Origin of the sequence: Rufibacter sp. XAAS-G3-1, assembly GCF_013623775.1 — a bacterium.
GTDB lineage: Bacteria > Bacteroidota > Bacteroidia > Cytophagales > Hymenobacteraceae > Nibribacter.
In genome coordinates this window covers 262,922-277,225 of the sequence record NZ_JABFAM010000005.1, presented here as the reverse complement: position 1 = coordinate 277,225, position 14,304 = coordinate 262,922, and the positions used below count along the sequence as shown (strand labels likewise).

At 54.1% G+C, this 14,304-nt stretch carries 11 protein-coding genes; 7 read left to right on the top strand and 4 right to left on the bottom strand.

Annotation, left to right across the window (positions count from 1 at the left end; genetic code table 11):
* The first annotated feature begins 84 nt into the window (after window positions 1-84).
* Entirely contained in the window at window positions 85-999 is a 915-nt protein-coding gene (locus tag HHO50_RS05495; RefSeq protein WP_181304991.1) for a pirin family protein, read from the top strand.
* Window positions 1,000-1,346: 347 nt separating this feature from the next.
* On the opposite strand, the gene HHO50_RS05490 is transcribed toward HHO50_RS05495, so the two are convergent.
* On the bottom strand, window positions 1,347-2,282 hold the full coding sequence (locus HHO50_RS05490) for a hypothetical protein (RefSeq protein WP_181304990.1): 936 nt from the start codon (window positions 2,280-2,282) through the stop codon (window positions 1,347-1,349).
* Between the two features lie 1,227 nt (window positions 2,283-3,509).
* Here HHO50_RS05490 and HHO50_RS05485 point away from each other — a divergent pair.
* On the top strand, window positions 3,510-5,453 hold the full coding sequence (locus tag HHO50_RS05485; protein WP_181304989.1) for an LTA synthase family protein: 1,944 nt from the start codon (window positions 3,510-3,512) through the stop codon (window positions 5,451-5,453).
* A 435-nt stretch (window positions 5,454-5,888) separates the two neighbouring features.
* Here the strand turns inward: HHO50_RS05485 and HHO50_RS05480 are convergent, their stop codons facing one another.
* From HHO50_RS05480 to HHO50_RS05470, 3 genes are read right to left on the bottom strand one after another with little or no spacing between them, the layout of a single operon-like run.
* On the bottom strand, window positions 5,889-7,460 hold the full coding sequence (locus HHO50_RS05480) for a hypothetical protein (protein WP_181304988.1): 1,572 nt from the start codon (window positions 7,458-7,460) through the stop codon (window positions 5,889-5,891).
* A 3-nt stretch (window positions 7,461-7,463) separates the two neighbouring features.
* Complete coding sequence (locus HHO50_RS05475; protein WP_181304987.1) at window positions 7,464-8,498, bottom strand: HlyD family secretion protein; 1,035 nt, start codon at window positions 8,496-8,498, stop codon at window positions 7,464-7,466.
* A 19-nt stretch (window positions 8,499-8,517) separates the two neighbouring features.
* Window positions 8,518-9,837: a TolC family protein gene (locus HHO50_RS05470; RefSeq protein ID WP_181304986.1), complete on the bottom strand. Its 1,320-nt coding sequence runs from the start codon at window positions 9,835-9,837 to the stop codon at window positions 8,518-8,520.
* Between the two features lie 138 nt (window positions 9,838-9,975).
* Here HHO50_RS05470 and HHO50_RS05465 point away from each other — a divergent pair, with 138 nt between their 5' ends.
* From HHO50_RS05465 to HHO50_RS05445, 5 genes are all read left to right on the top strand, one after another.
* A complete protein-coding gene (locus tag HHO50_RS05465; RefSeq protein ID WP_181304985.1) occupies window positions 9,976-10,878 on the top strand; it encodes a helix-turn-helix transcriptional regulator in 903 nt (300 codons plus the stop codon).
* A 510-nt stretch (window positions 10,879-11,388) separates the two neighbouring features.
* The gene (locus tag HHO50_RS05460; RefSeq protein WP_181304984.1) at window positions 11,389-12,033 is read left to right on the top strand and encodes a DsbA family protein; all 645 of its coding nucleotides are present in this window, start codon (window positions 11,389-11,391) and stop codon (window positions 12,031-12,033) included.
* Between the two features lie 113 nt (window positions 12,034-12,146).
* Entirely contained in the window at window positions 12,147-12,386 is a 240-nt protein-coding gene (locus tag HHO50_RS05455; RefSeq protein WP_181304983.1) for a hypothetical protein, read from the top strand.
* A 244-nt stretch (window positions 12,387-12,630) separates the two neighbouring features.
* Complete coding sequence (locus tag HHO50_RS05450; protein WP_181304982.1) at window positions 12,631-13,089, top strand: MarR family winged helix-turn-helix transcriptional regulator; 459 nt, start codon at window positions 12,631-12,633, stop codon at window positions 13,087-13,089.
* 58 nt (window positions 13,090-13,147) lie between these two features.
* Window positions 13,148-14,266 carry an alkene reductase gene (locus tag HHO50_RS05445; RefSeq protein WP_219921446.1) on the top strand — a complete coding sequence of 373 codons (1,119 nt, stop codon included), beginning with the start codon at window positions 13,148-13,150 and terminating at the stop codon, window positions 14,264-14,266.
* Window positions 14,267-14,304: the final 38 nt, after the last annotated feature.

Below are 14,304 nucleotides of genomic sequence, written 5' to 3'. Positions count from 1 at the left end.
TTTTATATCCCGCTGAACGGGTGTGCCGCTTGTCATTCTGCCTGACATTTAGTTCCTTAAGGCAACGAACCACTTTTCTTATTTATGCTGGACATTGTCATAGAAGCCCGTAAAGCAGCGCTGGCCCCCGGAATGGACGTGCGCCGGATTCTGCCGTTCCGCCTGCGCCGGATGGTGGGCCCTTTCATCTTCATGGACCACGCGGGCCCGGTAGCCGTGCAGCCTTCCCTGGCCACGAACCTGGATGTGTTGCCGCATCCGCACATTGGGTTGTCTACGGTCAGCTACCTGCTTGGCGGACAGGTCATGCACCGCGATAGCCTGGGCGTGGAGCAGATCATAAGGCCCGGCGAGGTGAACTGGATGACGGCCGGCAGCGGCATCGCGCATTCTGAGCGGTTTGAAGACCCGGCCCTGCTGGCGGGCGGCAACCTGGAGATGATCCAGACCTGGGTGGCCCTGCCCGAGAAAGACGAGGAAGCCGCCCCGGCCTTCGACAATTACCAGCCCGAGCAACTGCCCATCTACACCGATGCGGGCGTCTGGATGCGCCTGATTGCCGGGGATGCCTACGGCCTTAGAAACGGGGTGAAGACGCACTCGCCGCTTTTCTACCTGCACGTGGTGCTGGACCGGGGAGCGCGCTTCGGGTTGCCGCAGGAGCATTCTGAACGGGGCGTTTACGTGGCCAAAGGCAGCGTGGAGGTTTCCGGACATACGTACACCGTGGGGCAGATGCTGGTTTTCAGCAAAGGCGTTGACCCTATTATTTTAGCCAAAGAACCCACCACGCTCATGCTGCTGGGCGGCGAGCCGCTGGGCCAACGGTTTATCTGGTGGAATTTTGTGTCCAGCCGGAAAGACCGCATTGAGCAGGCCAAAGCCGACTGGAAGGAAGGCCGCATCCTGTTACCGCCCACCGACAACCAGGAATTCATTCCGCTCCCCGAAGACAAATCGCGCCCCGCCGGCAGTCCCGCCCCCGAAGCTCTTTCCTGAGGGAGAAAACCGTTTCTGGCTTGGCTCAGGAAGCTGCCTGGTGAACAGCAGAAAGCGTTTTAGGCCTATTTTCAGGAAAATAGCCTCAAAACAGAAACACCGCTCCTTCGGAGTTCCACTCCGGAAGCAAACTGCCCGTGGTTCACCGTGGAGTAGAACTCCGCAGCAGTTCGGCCAAAAGGCAAACCTTACATTATATTTTGCGGCAGACTTCCTGTCAAAGCAAAAATCCTGTGGTAACTGTTGCTTTGCGCCAATTACCACAGGATTTAAAAGTTATTTCACTTCATCTACAAGCAGCCGCTTTAGGCCTATTTTTAGGAAATCAGCCTTAAAACAGAAACGCTTTACCTGCCGGTCTTGCCTTGCCCCAGCCCAATCTGCACCCCAATGGAAGGCACAATGGTGATGCCGGAGAAGTCGGCTTTTTCTTGTTTCAGGAGTTCATAGGTGCCGTAGCTCTGGTAGAACATAGAAAGGGCGGGCAGAAGGTAAATGCGCTTCGCCCCAATTTTAGCGTTCACGAACAGGCCGTAAGACGGAAAACTCTGCGTTCTGGTGAGGCCTTCAATCTGCACGGCTTTGCCGCCGCCTACTTTCTCATAGAGTTTGCCCGGTACCAAGCCGTATTCCACAAAGGTGTGGTTATAGGCCACCCCGAAGGAGATATTCCCGAATTCCTCATCGGCCCCAAACGACCTACTGAACACCAACGGCACCAGCACGTCTCTTCTTTTGGCGGTGAATTGCAGCACCGGCGAAAGCTTGTCCAGGAAAAGTTTATCTAAGATGTTTGAGCTCTGCCCGGCATACTGCAGTCCCACGCTGCCGTACCACCTTTCATTGGCGCTTCGGGTAGACACTCCGGCCACCGGGCCCATGAACTGGTACATGGCATCTAGCACGTGCACGCCAGAGGCGTATTTATACCCCACGTCTACCCGGGGCAGCACCCCGTAGCGCACGTAAAAATCAAACGTTGGCCCGAACGGATCCAGGGTATAGGCGATGGCGGCTTTGGTGGCCGACCGCACCAACCCGTCATAATACACAGAATCGCGGTTGGCCAGGGCCACAATGGCATCTTCGGTAACGTCTTTCAACTGCCCAATGGGCTCCGTAGAGAGATTCCCCCCGAAGTTGGCTCCTACTTTGAACTCGCCATGCGGCGTAACCCGTCCAGAATGGATCACCGACCTGGGGGCCGTACAACCCGCCAGCAACGCCACCAACACTACCGCAGAGAATTGCCAGTAGCCACTAAAACTCAGAACTCTACGCATAGCTGTTTTAAGAAACCAGAAAGAAAATACGGGAATGATTTGGCGCGTGAAACGGAATTCAACCTCAGAAAAGCGGATGCCGTCCTATACTAAAGCCCTCTCGCCAAAAGCATGCCAATGCAGGCCAAAGTTAATCTGTTTTCCTTTAGCTACAAGGCTTCGCCTCTTCTCCACAGCTGGTTTCCAGCCCTTTCTGGCAGAATACTATCTTTAAGAATTCCTTCGGGGATAAGGTGTTTTTTGCCTTCTTTTTTGGAATGAGCCTTAAAAGGTGTCCGGTGTTGCAAGATCGGTTTTTGTCTGTCCTCTTCAGCATGCCTTTGGGGCAAGGGAGTAGGGTGTCACCGTTGCGGGTAAGTATCTTGGCTGGTTTCTACGTTTTGGCATTTGTCTGGAACTGCTGATTAGCAGGTGCACGCCGTTTGCTGTTCCCTTGGCTTGTCCGTTCGTTTCGTGGGTGCAAGTGCTGTGTTGTTCCAGCTTTGGCGGTATGCGCTCACGGCCGCGAGGCCCCGTCTTTCCCTCTCGCACTGCCCTTTCGGCCTGGGAAGTTCTCTTCTCTTAGTAGCTGTCTGTCCAGGGCCAAAAGCGAGGCGCGCTCGGGGAAGACTAGAACTGGGGAAAGGAGTAAAGGCCATTGCAGCAAGGGCAGTGGCAGCTATTGGTTGTACAAGTTATATTGTCCTTATTGCCCTGTAAAGCCGTATTCCCCTCCTTGGAGGGGGAGGGGTGGGTTCTGTTTCGCTCCGCCATACCGTGACCTCGTAGCGTCTACCAAGCCTGTGAGTGTCTCTGCCAATTCCGTTTCAAGCCTGTTTTCCCTAAATCTCCTTTAGAACACGTTACCCTTACGTTAGCAGATACTCCCCCTTTGAAGGGGGCGAAGGGGAGTGTTGACGCCTGCTGATCCACGTATTGCGGGTACTAACGAATATCGCCTACTCAAAAGACCTCGTAGCGCCCGGGAGGGTCTGCGAGCGTCTACGCAACATCAGTTTGAGGGGCAGAACAGAAGCTCCCCTCCTACTTTAGGGGCTGGGGGTGGTTACCAGCACGCGGCAAGAAAGCCCATCCTGTAACTCAAATCTTTCGCTCAGAAAGCAAAGCCCTTACCTGGGTTCACATCTTCCCCAGAATTCGCCTTCCCTCACAAGTTGCTTCCCTCCTCTACACCTTGCTTCTATATCTGCGTCAGGTTCAGTAAATTTGCGGTTCTTACCTTAGAACATGATAAAATCTTTTCAGCCGAGGGCCTTGCGGCGGAGTGTGCACCTAGCGATGCTGCTGGCTTTGGGGGCGGTGATGCTGCTTTATACCGTGTGTCGGCTTCTCTTTTACTTTTTCAACCGCGGCTTCTTTGCCGAAACCTCCTTCTCTGACCTGCTTTACCTCATGTGGGGCGGACTGCGCTTTGACCTGGCGGCGGTGCTGTACACCAATCTGCTGTTCATCGCGCTCATGGTGTTGCCGTTCCGGTTCCGGCACCACCCAGTGTACCGAACCGTGGTGAAGTGGGTGTTCCTTGTGTTCAATAGCCTGGGCTTGGCGCTTAACTGCATTGATTTCATTTATTACCGCTTTACGCTGCGCCGCACCACCGGCAGCGTGGTGAAGGAATTCGCGAACGAGGATTGGGGCGGGTTCGCTTCCAGTTTCTTAGTCGATTTTTGGTATGTGGCCTTAATCTGGTTGGGGCTGGTGGCCTTGCTGGCCTGGCTGTACAACCGCATCAAACTGGAGAAAGCGCCTACCTATAACCCATGGTTCTATTATCCGTGGCATACGGTGCTGCTGGTGCTTACGGTGGGGCTGAGCATTGGGGCCATGCGCGGCGGGTTCCGGCACAGCACGCGGCCCATCACGTTGAGCAACGCCGGCGAGTTTGTGGAGCGGCCGCAGGAAATGTACATCGTGCTCAACACGCCTTTCTCCATCATCAGAACCATCAACAAGACCAGTTACCAGCGGGTGGAATACTTTTCTGAGCAGGAAGTCGCGCAGCTGTACAACCCCATCCATCAGCCCGCTGACTCTGCTAAGTTCCGACCTAAAAACGTGGTGGTCATTGTGCTGGAGAGTTTCAGCAAGGAGGCGGTGGGCGGCTACAACCGGCACCTGGAAAACGGCACCTACACGGGCTTCACCCCGTTTCTGGACTCGCTCATGCAACACAGCAAAGTGTACTGGAACTCCTTCGCCAACGGCCGCAAGTCCATTGACGCGCTGCCCAGCGTGCTCACCAGCATCCCCAGCATCCAGGAGCCGTTTGTCCTGACGCAGTACGTGAGCAACAACCTGCCCAGCCTGCCCCGCACCTTGGGCGCCAAAGGCTACCACACCTCTTTCTTCCACGGCGCGCCCAACGGCTCCATGGGCTTTGACGCGTTCATGAACCTCATTGGCGTGCAGGAATACTACGGCATGACCGAGTACGGCAACCCCGATGACTTTGACGGCATGTGGGGCATCTGGGACGAGGAGTTCCTGCAGTTCATGGCCGGCAAGCTGAACACGTTTAAGGAGCCATTTATGAGCGCGGTGTTCACCACCTCGTCGCACCATCCGTTCAAGCTCCCGGCCCGCTACCAGGGCAAATTCAAGAAAGGGCCCTACGAGATCTTCGAGACCATCGGGTACACCGACATGGCTTTGCGAAAGTTCTTCCAGAAAGCCAGCCAGGCCCCGTGGTTTAAGAACACGCTTTTCGTGATTACCGCCGACCATTCCGCAACCTACACCTATTATCCCGAGTACCAGACCGCGCTGGGGAACTTTGCCGTGCCCGTCCTTTTCTACGCCCCCGGCGATGCGAATTTCAAAGGCGTGGAGCAAGACCGCGTGGTGCAGCAACTGGACATCATGCCCACCGTGCTGGGCTACCTAGGCTACGACCAGCCGTATTTTTCCTTCGGGAAGAACATGCTCAACCCCCAGGAAGGCAATTTCGCCATCAGTTACCAGGGCGGCTACCAGTGGACAGAGAACGACTTTTTCCTGCAGTTTGACGGCACCAGAACGCTGGGGCTGTTCAACTACAAGCAAGACAAATTGCTGAAGCAAAACCTGAAAGACGAACTTCCCCAAGTGCGTACCGCGATGGAGAACAAGCTCAAAGCCTTCATTCAGCAGTACAACAACCGCATGCTGGAAAACCGGTTGACGGTGAAATAATTGTTGATTGTTGGTTGCTGATTGTTTTCTGTTTTCGGGCTCTTTTCTGGAACTGAGCCAAAAAACACACTTGCCTTCTCCAGAACAATCTGAAAGAGAGACCTCACCCCCAGCCCCTCTCCCGTGGAGAGGGGAGCCCCGCCGATGCGTTTTTGGGCTATTTTTCGGAAAACGGGCCAGAAACGCAGAAACCTGTGAGGTCTTGGAGACCTCACAGGTTTAGAATCAAAGGAGCGAGTCTCCAGACTCGCCGGGAACCACCACCAGCAGTGCGTAAGGTCAGTTCGTAATTCATGGAAGTTACTTCCGCGCTATAGTTAGCCACCATGCGTTTCTGGGCTGTTTTGCGGAAAACAGCCCAGAAACGCATGGTGGCTGAACAATCCATTCACCTTCCAAAACAAAAAAGGAGAGCCTGTGTGCTCTCCTTTTCCGTTACGCCAGTTCCCGCCGCAGCATTCTCCTGATGGCGCGCATTCTGGGGTACAGGGCTTTTACCGGGGCATATGGGTAGTTGTAGAACAGGAAAACCACAAAGCACCCAATACTGGCCATCAGCAGCAGGCCGTAGACTTCTTTAAACGAAACCATCAGCACCTGATTCTGCAGCAAAGCACCTAACTGTATGGGCGCGGTACTGGCCAGCTGCGGATTTACGCGGTCAAAATTAGCCGACAGCAGCTGGAAGTTCTTAGCCGCGATGCCGTTGAACAGGTGGTGCAAGACCGCCGCACCCAACGCGCCGCCGCAGGCCGCGCTGATGAACGCCTGCACCGACACCGCCTGGAAGAAATGGTGGAAAGGCACTTTGGTCAGGTTGGTGATGAGCACGATGGCGATGACCACGTACCCGAAGTTCCGGAGGAAAATAGGCACCGCCAGCATTTGCTGCGTGGTTTGGTAGTCAACAGAAAAGTACATCAAGAGCAGGTACGCCATAATTGCCGCAAACCCAATCAGGAACGTGGATTTGTAGGAGTTCTTGGCTAACGCGAAGAAATAGTACGTGAACACCGCGCCAGCCAGCACCCCGGCCCAGCCAATCCAATTCACCTGCATCAGGTGCAGGGCGTCATACTGCAACACCTTCTCAAAGTATATAGACTCCACCAGATGGGCTGGGGCCAAAAGAATATCCACCACTAGGTATAAGAAGAACGTCAAATACACCGCTTTGTATTGAAAGGTCTGCAGCGCGATGAACGGATGCCGGATAAACGAGGCCCGGTACAGATTCAAGGCCAGCAGCACCGCCAGAAAAAGGGTAGCTATCTGAATCTCCTGGCTTTGCCACCAGTCATAATGCTCGCCGTAGATGGTGATGAAATTCACGCACAGCAGGATCAGGCCCCACATGGCCCCGCCCAGCCAGTCAATCCCGAACAAGGGGAAAGGCCGCATGAACCGGTTGCTGTTGAAGAGCAGCAGCGTCACCAGCATGACCACCAGCAACGCGCCCATAATAAACCAATGGATGTACTGCCAGTTGGAGAAAAGCGCCACGTACAGATGCGTAATGCCAGACAACAGAATACTGCCCTGTACCAACAGGTAAATAAAGCAGAAAAAAATACTCAAATCACGCTTCGGCGTAAGCCATAACTGAATGGTGGAATTGCACTCAAAGGTGGCCCACATCCTGAACATACCGGCAAAGAAACAGGTGGTCACCAGCACCGGCACGTTGTGGGTGTACAGGCAAATGAGGTTGCAGACAATAAGCGCCGCGCCGCACACCAAAAAGGCATGCTTGGTGGTGAACCGCATCTTGAGCCTGAGCATGAAGGTAAACACCAGCGCCATGCCCGCCAGGGAGGCGTAGCCCGCCATTAAGATGTCTTCCTGCAACAAGGCGGTGGCCCCCACCATCTGGTTGGCCGTAGCCAGGTAGATGCCGCCCGTAAACTGGAATACAATGACAAAGAGAATCAGCAGAAAAGGCTTCCATCTCTCGGGCACCACGTTGTGGATGGCCGGAATAATAAAAGGGCCGGAAGGAGCGTGCATAGCCTAGTAGTTAACGGTACTTTCCACGTTCATGCCCGCCCGCAGCTGCCGTAAGTGCTCTGGGCGGTTAGTCTGGGTTAGTTCAATGCGCACCGGAATACGCTGCTCCACCTTCACGAAGTTGCCCGCCGAGTTGTCCTGCGGCATCACTGAGAAGCTGGCTCCCGTGGCCGTGGCCATAGATTTCACCACGCCTTTTAAGCGCACGTTGGGCAACGCGTCTACCACCAATTCCACCTCCTGGCCCTCTTTGATGTGGTGCGTCTGGGTTTCTTTGTAATTAGCAATGACCCATTTCTCGTTCTGGTCTACTACGTCCACAATGGTTTGGCCGGGCTGAATGAGTTGGCCCGCCTGCAGGTTCTTTCTGCCGGTGTAGCCATCCGTGGGGGCCGTGATGACGGTGTAGGAGAGATTCAGGTTGGCCAGGTCAAGAGCCGCTTCGGCTAAGGCAATGCCCGCATCATTCTGGGAAAGGCGCACACGCTGCTCGTCTTTGGCCAAGACCGTAGATTGTTTCTGGCGTTGCAGGGCCTGGTATTTGGCTTTGAGGGAAAGGAAGTGGGTGTGCACGCGGTCATACTCCTGCCGGGTCACAGATTCCTGGGCCAACAGGTTCTGGTAACGCTGGAGCTCTTTCTGGGCGTGGGTTAACAGGGCTTTCACCTCGGCCAGGCCAGCGTTAGAGACAGAGATATTGTTCTGGGCGGTGTTCACCGATGAGGTCACCACCTGCTTGCCCGCCAAGGCGTTCTGGTAATCTGCCCGCGCCTGCGCCAACCGGAACCGGAACTCGGCGTCCTCTAGTATAACCAAGGTATCGCCTTTCTGCACGGCCTGGTACTCCTGAAACCTGATTTCCTTCACAAACCCCGACACTCTGGCGTTGACCGGTACAATCAACTGCTTCACCTGGGCATTGTCTGTGTACGCTACGTTGCCCAAATGGATGAACTTAGACGCCACGTAGGCCAGACCGCTCCCAATAAGGGCCACCGCCGCCAGGTTATAGATGAACTTTTTGGTTTTGCGATTCATAAAAAAGAGTCTGTAATGATTAAAGGGTTCCGGTAAGTTTTTTGAGTTGGTAGTAGTGGAACAGGATGTTGATTTGGGCGTTGGCGGCCTGCAATTCAGCATCCAGCTTGGCATTTCTGGCATCCAGCATCTCGGTAATCAAGACCAGGTCACTGAGGTAGCGGTTATAGACGACGGTGTAATTCTCGGTGGCCAGCTGCACGCTCTTGAGTTGGGTTTCATAGACTTCCTGCGCCTCTTGGTGCCTAATGCGCGTAGTTTCCACCTCGGTCATGAGTCTATCCTGTGCCAAGGCTTGGGTTTCCCTGGTTTTCTGGGTGGACAGCTTAGACGCGGTGAGGTTTGTTTTGGCTTTGTATAGATTGGCCAGGTTGTATTTGAGGCCCACGCCCGCATACCAGTAGTTGAAGTTCTTGTCTAGCGGCGGCACTTCAATCATGACGGGGCCGTTGAGCTGGTCACCGGCAAAAGCCACCACCTGCGGTTTTTTATCGGCGCGGGCCAAGGTCTCCTGGTGCTGGGCCTGCTGCACCTGCACCTGCATTTGCTGCAAAACGGGGGCGTTCTCCTGAGCCAGGCTTTGCCAGGGCGCGGGCATAGAGGTCTCCATCTGGGCAGGTTCCACTGCCGGGTTTATTTCTAGGGTGGTGCCTTTGGGCAGCTGCAGGGTTTCTACCAGTTCATGGTGGATGATTTTCTCGTTGTTCTCCAATTTGAGCAGCGCCAGTTCATACGATTGCTTCTGTAGCTCAAAACGGGTCACGGCGGTTTTGAGGGCAATTCCCTGACTGGCCTTGTTTTTAATCTGCGCCAGCAATTTGTCGGTCTGCTGCAGGTTATGCCGCAGAATCTGCTTCTGGTTCTGGAGCTTCTGCAGTTCCAGGTAGTGCCCCGCCAGCAGGAACCTGATGTTTTGCCGGTCTTGGGTTTTGTCTAGCTGGGCCATCACCTTACTCAGCTTCGCCATTTCAATTGAGGTTTTGATGGCCCCACCGGCGTAGAGCACCTGCGTGGCCTCCAGCGCGAAGTTGTTCCCGAAAGACGGGATGGGCGCGCGCATGCCGTTGGAGAAATCGCGGTCGGCAATCCAGCCGTCGCCGTTGTAGGTAAAGGAAAGCGAGGCTTCTATAGACGGCAGCCGTTGGTTTTTCTGCTGCTGAATCTGCTCCTCGGCCAGTTGCTCCCTGTAGGTGCCCACTCTCAGAGTGCGGTTGTTTTCATCGGCTAGCCGAAACAAGTCTTGCAAACTCACTAGGCGCTTCTGCGGCTCTTGCGCCACCGCTGCCTGAAGGCCGGAGATTAGGAAAAAAGTAAAGAGAAAAGGAAGAACCTTGTGCATACATTTACAGGAATAAATCTAAAGGCAAAGGTCGGGTTTTTGGGGCGCACGCCCTTCTTCCCATCTTGGGCAAAATTGGTTTAAAGTGAAACAACCGCCTTCTATTTTGCTTACCTTTAGCCCCTAACCCTGGGCCAGATGAAAGAAGACTCCGCCATCAAGACCGATGCAGAATTGTTCCAAGGGGCCTCTGAAACTACAGAAGAACCTTCCAATGTCAAAATCATGCAGCTGACCGCTGCGGCGTTGCACCAGCACGTGGGCACCCGCGTCTATCTCAGGTCTTCCATGTTTATTCTGGTTTTAAATGGAACTGCCGCGTTGGAGATTAATTTTAAGGCGCATGACGTGGGCCAGAACAATATCATCCTGCTTTCCTTCGGGCACTTCTTTAAGATACTGGAGGTAAGCCCTGACTTTAAGGGCGTGGTACTGTATGTGAGCCAAGAGTACGTGGAGGCGATGTTCTCCTCAGAGATGGTGTACAAACGGGTGAAATACGGGGTAAAAATGCACAAGACCCCCTTGCTGCAGCTGTCTCCCCAGCAAAGCGAGCTGTTGGCCCAGCGCATAGCGTTCCTCCAGGAGGTAGTCACCGTGCAGCGCCATCTTTATTACCAGGAAATGGTGCTGAACGCCCTGCACATCTTCTTCCTGGAGTTGAGCAACATCATTGAGCAGGCAGAGCAGCCAGACCCCACCGCCAAACCAAGCCGCGACGAACTGTATTTCCAGCGGTTTCTGGAACTGCTGGTGCTGCACTACAAGACCCAGCACCACGTGGAGTTCTACGCCGAGAAACTGCACATCACGCCCCATTACCTCACCCAGATTGTGAAGCGGCTGTGCGGCCAGACCGTGGCAGACCTGCTGTTCCAACTGCTATTCAGCGAAGCCAAACTGCTGCTGCAGCAACCCGGCCTTACCATCCAGCAGATTGCCCAGGAACTGAACTTCTCAGACCAGTCCGCCTTCGGCAAGTTCTTCAAGCGCAACAGCGGCGTTTCGCCCAAGGAATTCAGGAACAGGGTGATGGGGTAAGGTTCCTGAAACTGAACCCGTGTGGTATTTCCTTCCTGATCTGAAAAAGCCATTCTCTCTGGCGAAAGCGTGGGCTCATGCCGCCGTTTAGGGGCTGTTTTTGGAAAAACAGCCCCTAAACGGAAAGTAGCACCCTGCTCAGGTTGGGTAGGAAGTATCCCAAACCGAACGAAAAGCCTTCCCTAAGCAGGAAGATTCCCTGGCGCCAGCATACTCCCGGCTGCTCTGGAATATACGTGGACACAAGCCTACGCTTTCGCCAGAAAATTCATATAATAACTCAACTATCAATTGACTGGCACAAACAACATCTCTTCTTGCCCTCCTGGAAACTAGATAGTTCAACTTGTCCTGTTACACCCGTTTACTTCCAGAAACCGACTCTGGACAAGACGGTTGTTTCCATCCCCGTACCTTTGCAAAGCCTGTTTTCGGCCTCTTTTCCTGAGAACAGCTCGAAAACGCTTCTCTATATCTTCCGTTCAACTATTGACTCAAGACTCAGAACTCATGACTACCAATAACAAACCCACTCTCTTTTACATCTCAGACGCGCTTTGCGGATGGTGCTTCGCCATGGGGCCACAAATAGAGCAACTGCATTCGGCGTACGCCGATAAATTTCATTTTGAGGTGCTGAGTGGCGGCATGATTCTAGGTGACCGCGTGGGGCCCATGGGGAACATGGCCAGCTACATCAAACAAGCCCTGCCCCGGCTCAGTGAGATCACCGGGGTTAAAATGGGAGAACCTTATTTCAGGGAGGTGCTGGACAAAGGCACGTACCTCTCCAACTCAGAGCCGCCCGCCATTGCCTTGAGCATCTTCAAAGAACTGCACCCAGACCAACAGGTGCCATACGCCAAAGCCATACAAGACCTGCAGTTCAAAGAGGGCAAAGACTTCAACCAGATGGAAACCTATTTGCCGTTGGCGCAGGAAGCGGGCCTATCAGAAGAGCAGTTCGGGGAGCGCTTTGCGGATGAGAGATACCGCCTGATAGCCCAGCAGGAGTTTGCCCAGGCGCAGGCTTGGGGTATCCAGGGCTTCCCGTCCATGGTGGCGCAGAACGGCGACAAGCTGTATCTGGTCACCCGAGGGTACGCCAAGTTTGAAGACCTTGCCCCGGCACTGGAGCAGGTATTGGCTCAATAAATGGATAGTTCACTCCTCGCGGGCAGCCGATGTAACTTTTGGCTGCCCGCTTTCTTGGCAACATTCCTGCGTTTTCCGTAGAGCAAAAACACGAACCGACGTAACCTACCGCTATGAAAAAGGAAACCACACCAGTTGCAAGCCACTCTCTTTGGAAAAACAGTTTGTTTGCCGCCGTTTTCGGCCTGTTTCTGCTAACCGCCTGTGAAACCAACAAGCCCGCCGATCAGGAAGCGAAAGACCGCGATGATGCCACCACCGACATCACCGAAGACGCCGACCCGGACAGCACCGTGGAATCTCCGGCTACCACTGGTTACATAGCTCCTCCGGCAGGGCCAAAACTGGTTTAGGCGCAGAAACCAGGTTACCTTAGAAATACCGTAAAAGCGGAGTAAGGAGAGGTCTCTTATACAGGCTTAAGCCTGCTTACAAGGCTGTTTTGAGGCTGTTTTACCTAAAAGAGGCCATAAACGCAATTCCCATTTTGCGCATGTAAACGCTTCTCTTTTTTGGGTCTTCCTGAAACTATACCCCTACAATAATTGTATATACAACAGAGCACTGTATATTTGCTGAACCAACGGCAGTAAGCCCATGAAATTAGAGGACGAATTGAAGCAGAAGACATTTGGCAGCCCTTACCGCCGCATGGTGGTGAACGTCATGTTCACGGGCAACTGGCTGCAAAAAGCATTTTCCTGCCAACTGAAGCAGTATGGGATATCGTTGCAGCAGAACAACGTGCTGGGCATCTTACGCGGACAATACCCTAATCCGGCCACGTTGGGTTTGGTTCAGGAGCGCATGCTAGACCGTGACTCCAACGCCACCCGCCTGGTAGACAAACTATTGGAGAAAGGCTTGGTGACCCGTTGCCAGTGCGCCGATAACCGCCGCAAGGTGGACATCATGATCACCGAAAAAGGCCTGGAACTGCTGAAACAGACTGACACCATCATGCAGAACCTGGAAGAGAAATACAGCCAAATCAGCGAAGAGGAAGCCATCCAGGTTGGCGAGCTGATGGACAAACTGAGAGAACGCGAGCGCTAATATATTTTTTACCTAGATAGTTGTATATACAACCTATGTTTTAACACAAAATAAAAAGATGAATCAGATAGAGAATCAACCGCTGCTGCAACCTTACCACCAAGGCGTTTTGCAACTGACCAATCGTTTAGTCATGGCCCCCATGACGCGCAGCCGGTCTAATAACCCAGAGAACGTTCCTACCGCGCTGAACGCCCACTACTACGCCCAACGCGCCAGTGCTGGTTTGATCATCTCAGAAGGAACGCCGGTAAGTCCGCAGGCCATCGGTTACATCAACATCCCGGGCATCTATTCTGCCGCGCAGGTAGAAGGCTGGAAAGGGGTGACTACCGCCGTCCACGAAAAAGGCGGGAAAATCTTCGCGCAATTGTGGCACGTGGGCCGCATGTCGCACCCAGATTTCCACAACGGCGCCTTACCGGTGGCTCCATCGGCCATCAATCCCAATGACCAGGCGTTCACCGCCGATGGTTTCAAACCAACCGTGACGCCGCGCGCGTTGGAAACCGAGGAAATCAAAGGCATTGTAGAAGACTTCAAGAAAGCTGCCGTGAATGCGGTAGAAGCCGGATTTGACGGCGTGGAGATTCACTCTTCCAACGGCTACCTGTTCCACCAGTTCTTCAGCCGCTGCTCTAACCAGCGCACCGATGCCTACGGCGGAACCGCTGAGAACCGCGCCCGCTTCTTCTTTGAGGTGCTGGACGCGGTGAAAGAAGTGATTGACCTGAGCCGCGTAGGCGTTCGTCTAAACCCGTCCATGCACGAGCAGTTCGGCATCACCGTGGACGAGGAAACCGCCCCTACGTTTGAGTACATCGTGCAGCGCCTGAACGACTACAACCTGGCCTACCTGCACCTCACCGAGGCCTCTCCCAAAGTAGCCGAGTTGCCTTACGCCATCAAGGAAATCGCGAAGCACTTCCGTCCGCTGTACCACGGCACGCTCATCATCAACGGCGGCTTCACGCAGGAAACCGGCAACAAAGTGTTGGCAGATGGCTTCGCTGATCTGGTGGCCTACGGCAGACCGTTCATCGCAAACCCAGACCTGGCAGAGCGTATCGCGGAGAACGCCGAGCTGAACGCCCCGGATTATAACACCTTCTACAGCAACACCGGCGCAGTAGGCTACACCGACTACCCTACCCTGGCGGAAGTTTCGGCTGTTTAATCATCAGGAACAACACAACTGCATATATAGAAAAGGGC

Coding starts and splice junctions, on each gene's coding strand:
- HHO50_RS05455 (WP_181304983.1), top strand. CDS start 12,147: ATGAAAAAGGAAACCACACCAGTTGCAAGCCACTCTCTTTGGAAAAAC.
- HHO50_RS05465 (WP_181304985.1), top strand. CDS start 9,976: ATGAAAGAAGACTCCGCCATCAAGACCGATGCAGAATTGTTCCAAGGG.
- HHO50_RS05475 (WP_181304987.1), bottom strand. CDS start 8,498: ATGAATCGCAAAACCAAAAAGTTCATCTATAACCTGGCGGCGGTGGCC.
- HHO50_RS05495 (WP_181304991.1), top strand. CDS start 85: ATGCTGGACATTGTCATAGAAGCCCGTAAAGCAGCGCTGGCCCCCGGA.
- HHO50_RS05445 (WP_219921446.1), top strand. CDS start 13,148: ATGAATCAGATAGAGAATCAACCGCTGCTGCAACCTTACCACCAAGGC.
- HHO50_RS05490 (WP_181304990.1), bottom strand. CDS start 2,282: ATGCGTAGAGTTCTGAGTTTTAGTGGCTACTGGCAATTCTCTGCGGTA.
- HHO50_RS05480 (WP_181304988.1), bottom strand. CDS start 7,460: ATGCACGCTCCTTCCGGCCCTTTTATTATTCCGGCCATCCACAACGTG.
- HHO50_RS05450 (WP_181304982.1), top strand. CDS start 12,631: ATGAAATTAGAGGACGAATTGAAGCAGAAGACATTTGGCAGCCCTTAC.
- HHO50_RS05470 (WP_181304986.1), bottom strand. CDS start 9,837: ATGCACAAGGTTCTTCCTTTTCTCTTTACTTTTTTCCTAATCTCCGGC.
- HHO50_RS05460 (WP_181304984.1), top strand. CDS start 11,389: ATGACTACCAATAACAAACCCACTCTCTTTTACATCTCAGACGCGCTT.
- HHO50_RS05485 (WP_181304989.1), top strand. CDS start 3,510: ATGATAAAATCTTTTCAGCCGAGGGCCTTGCGGCGGAGTGTGCACCTA.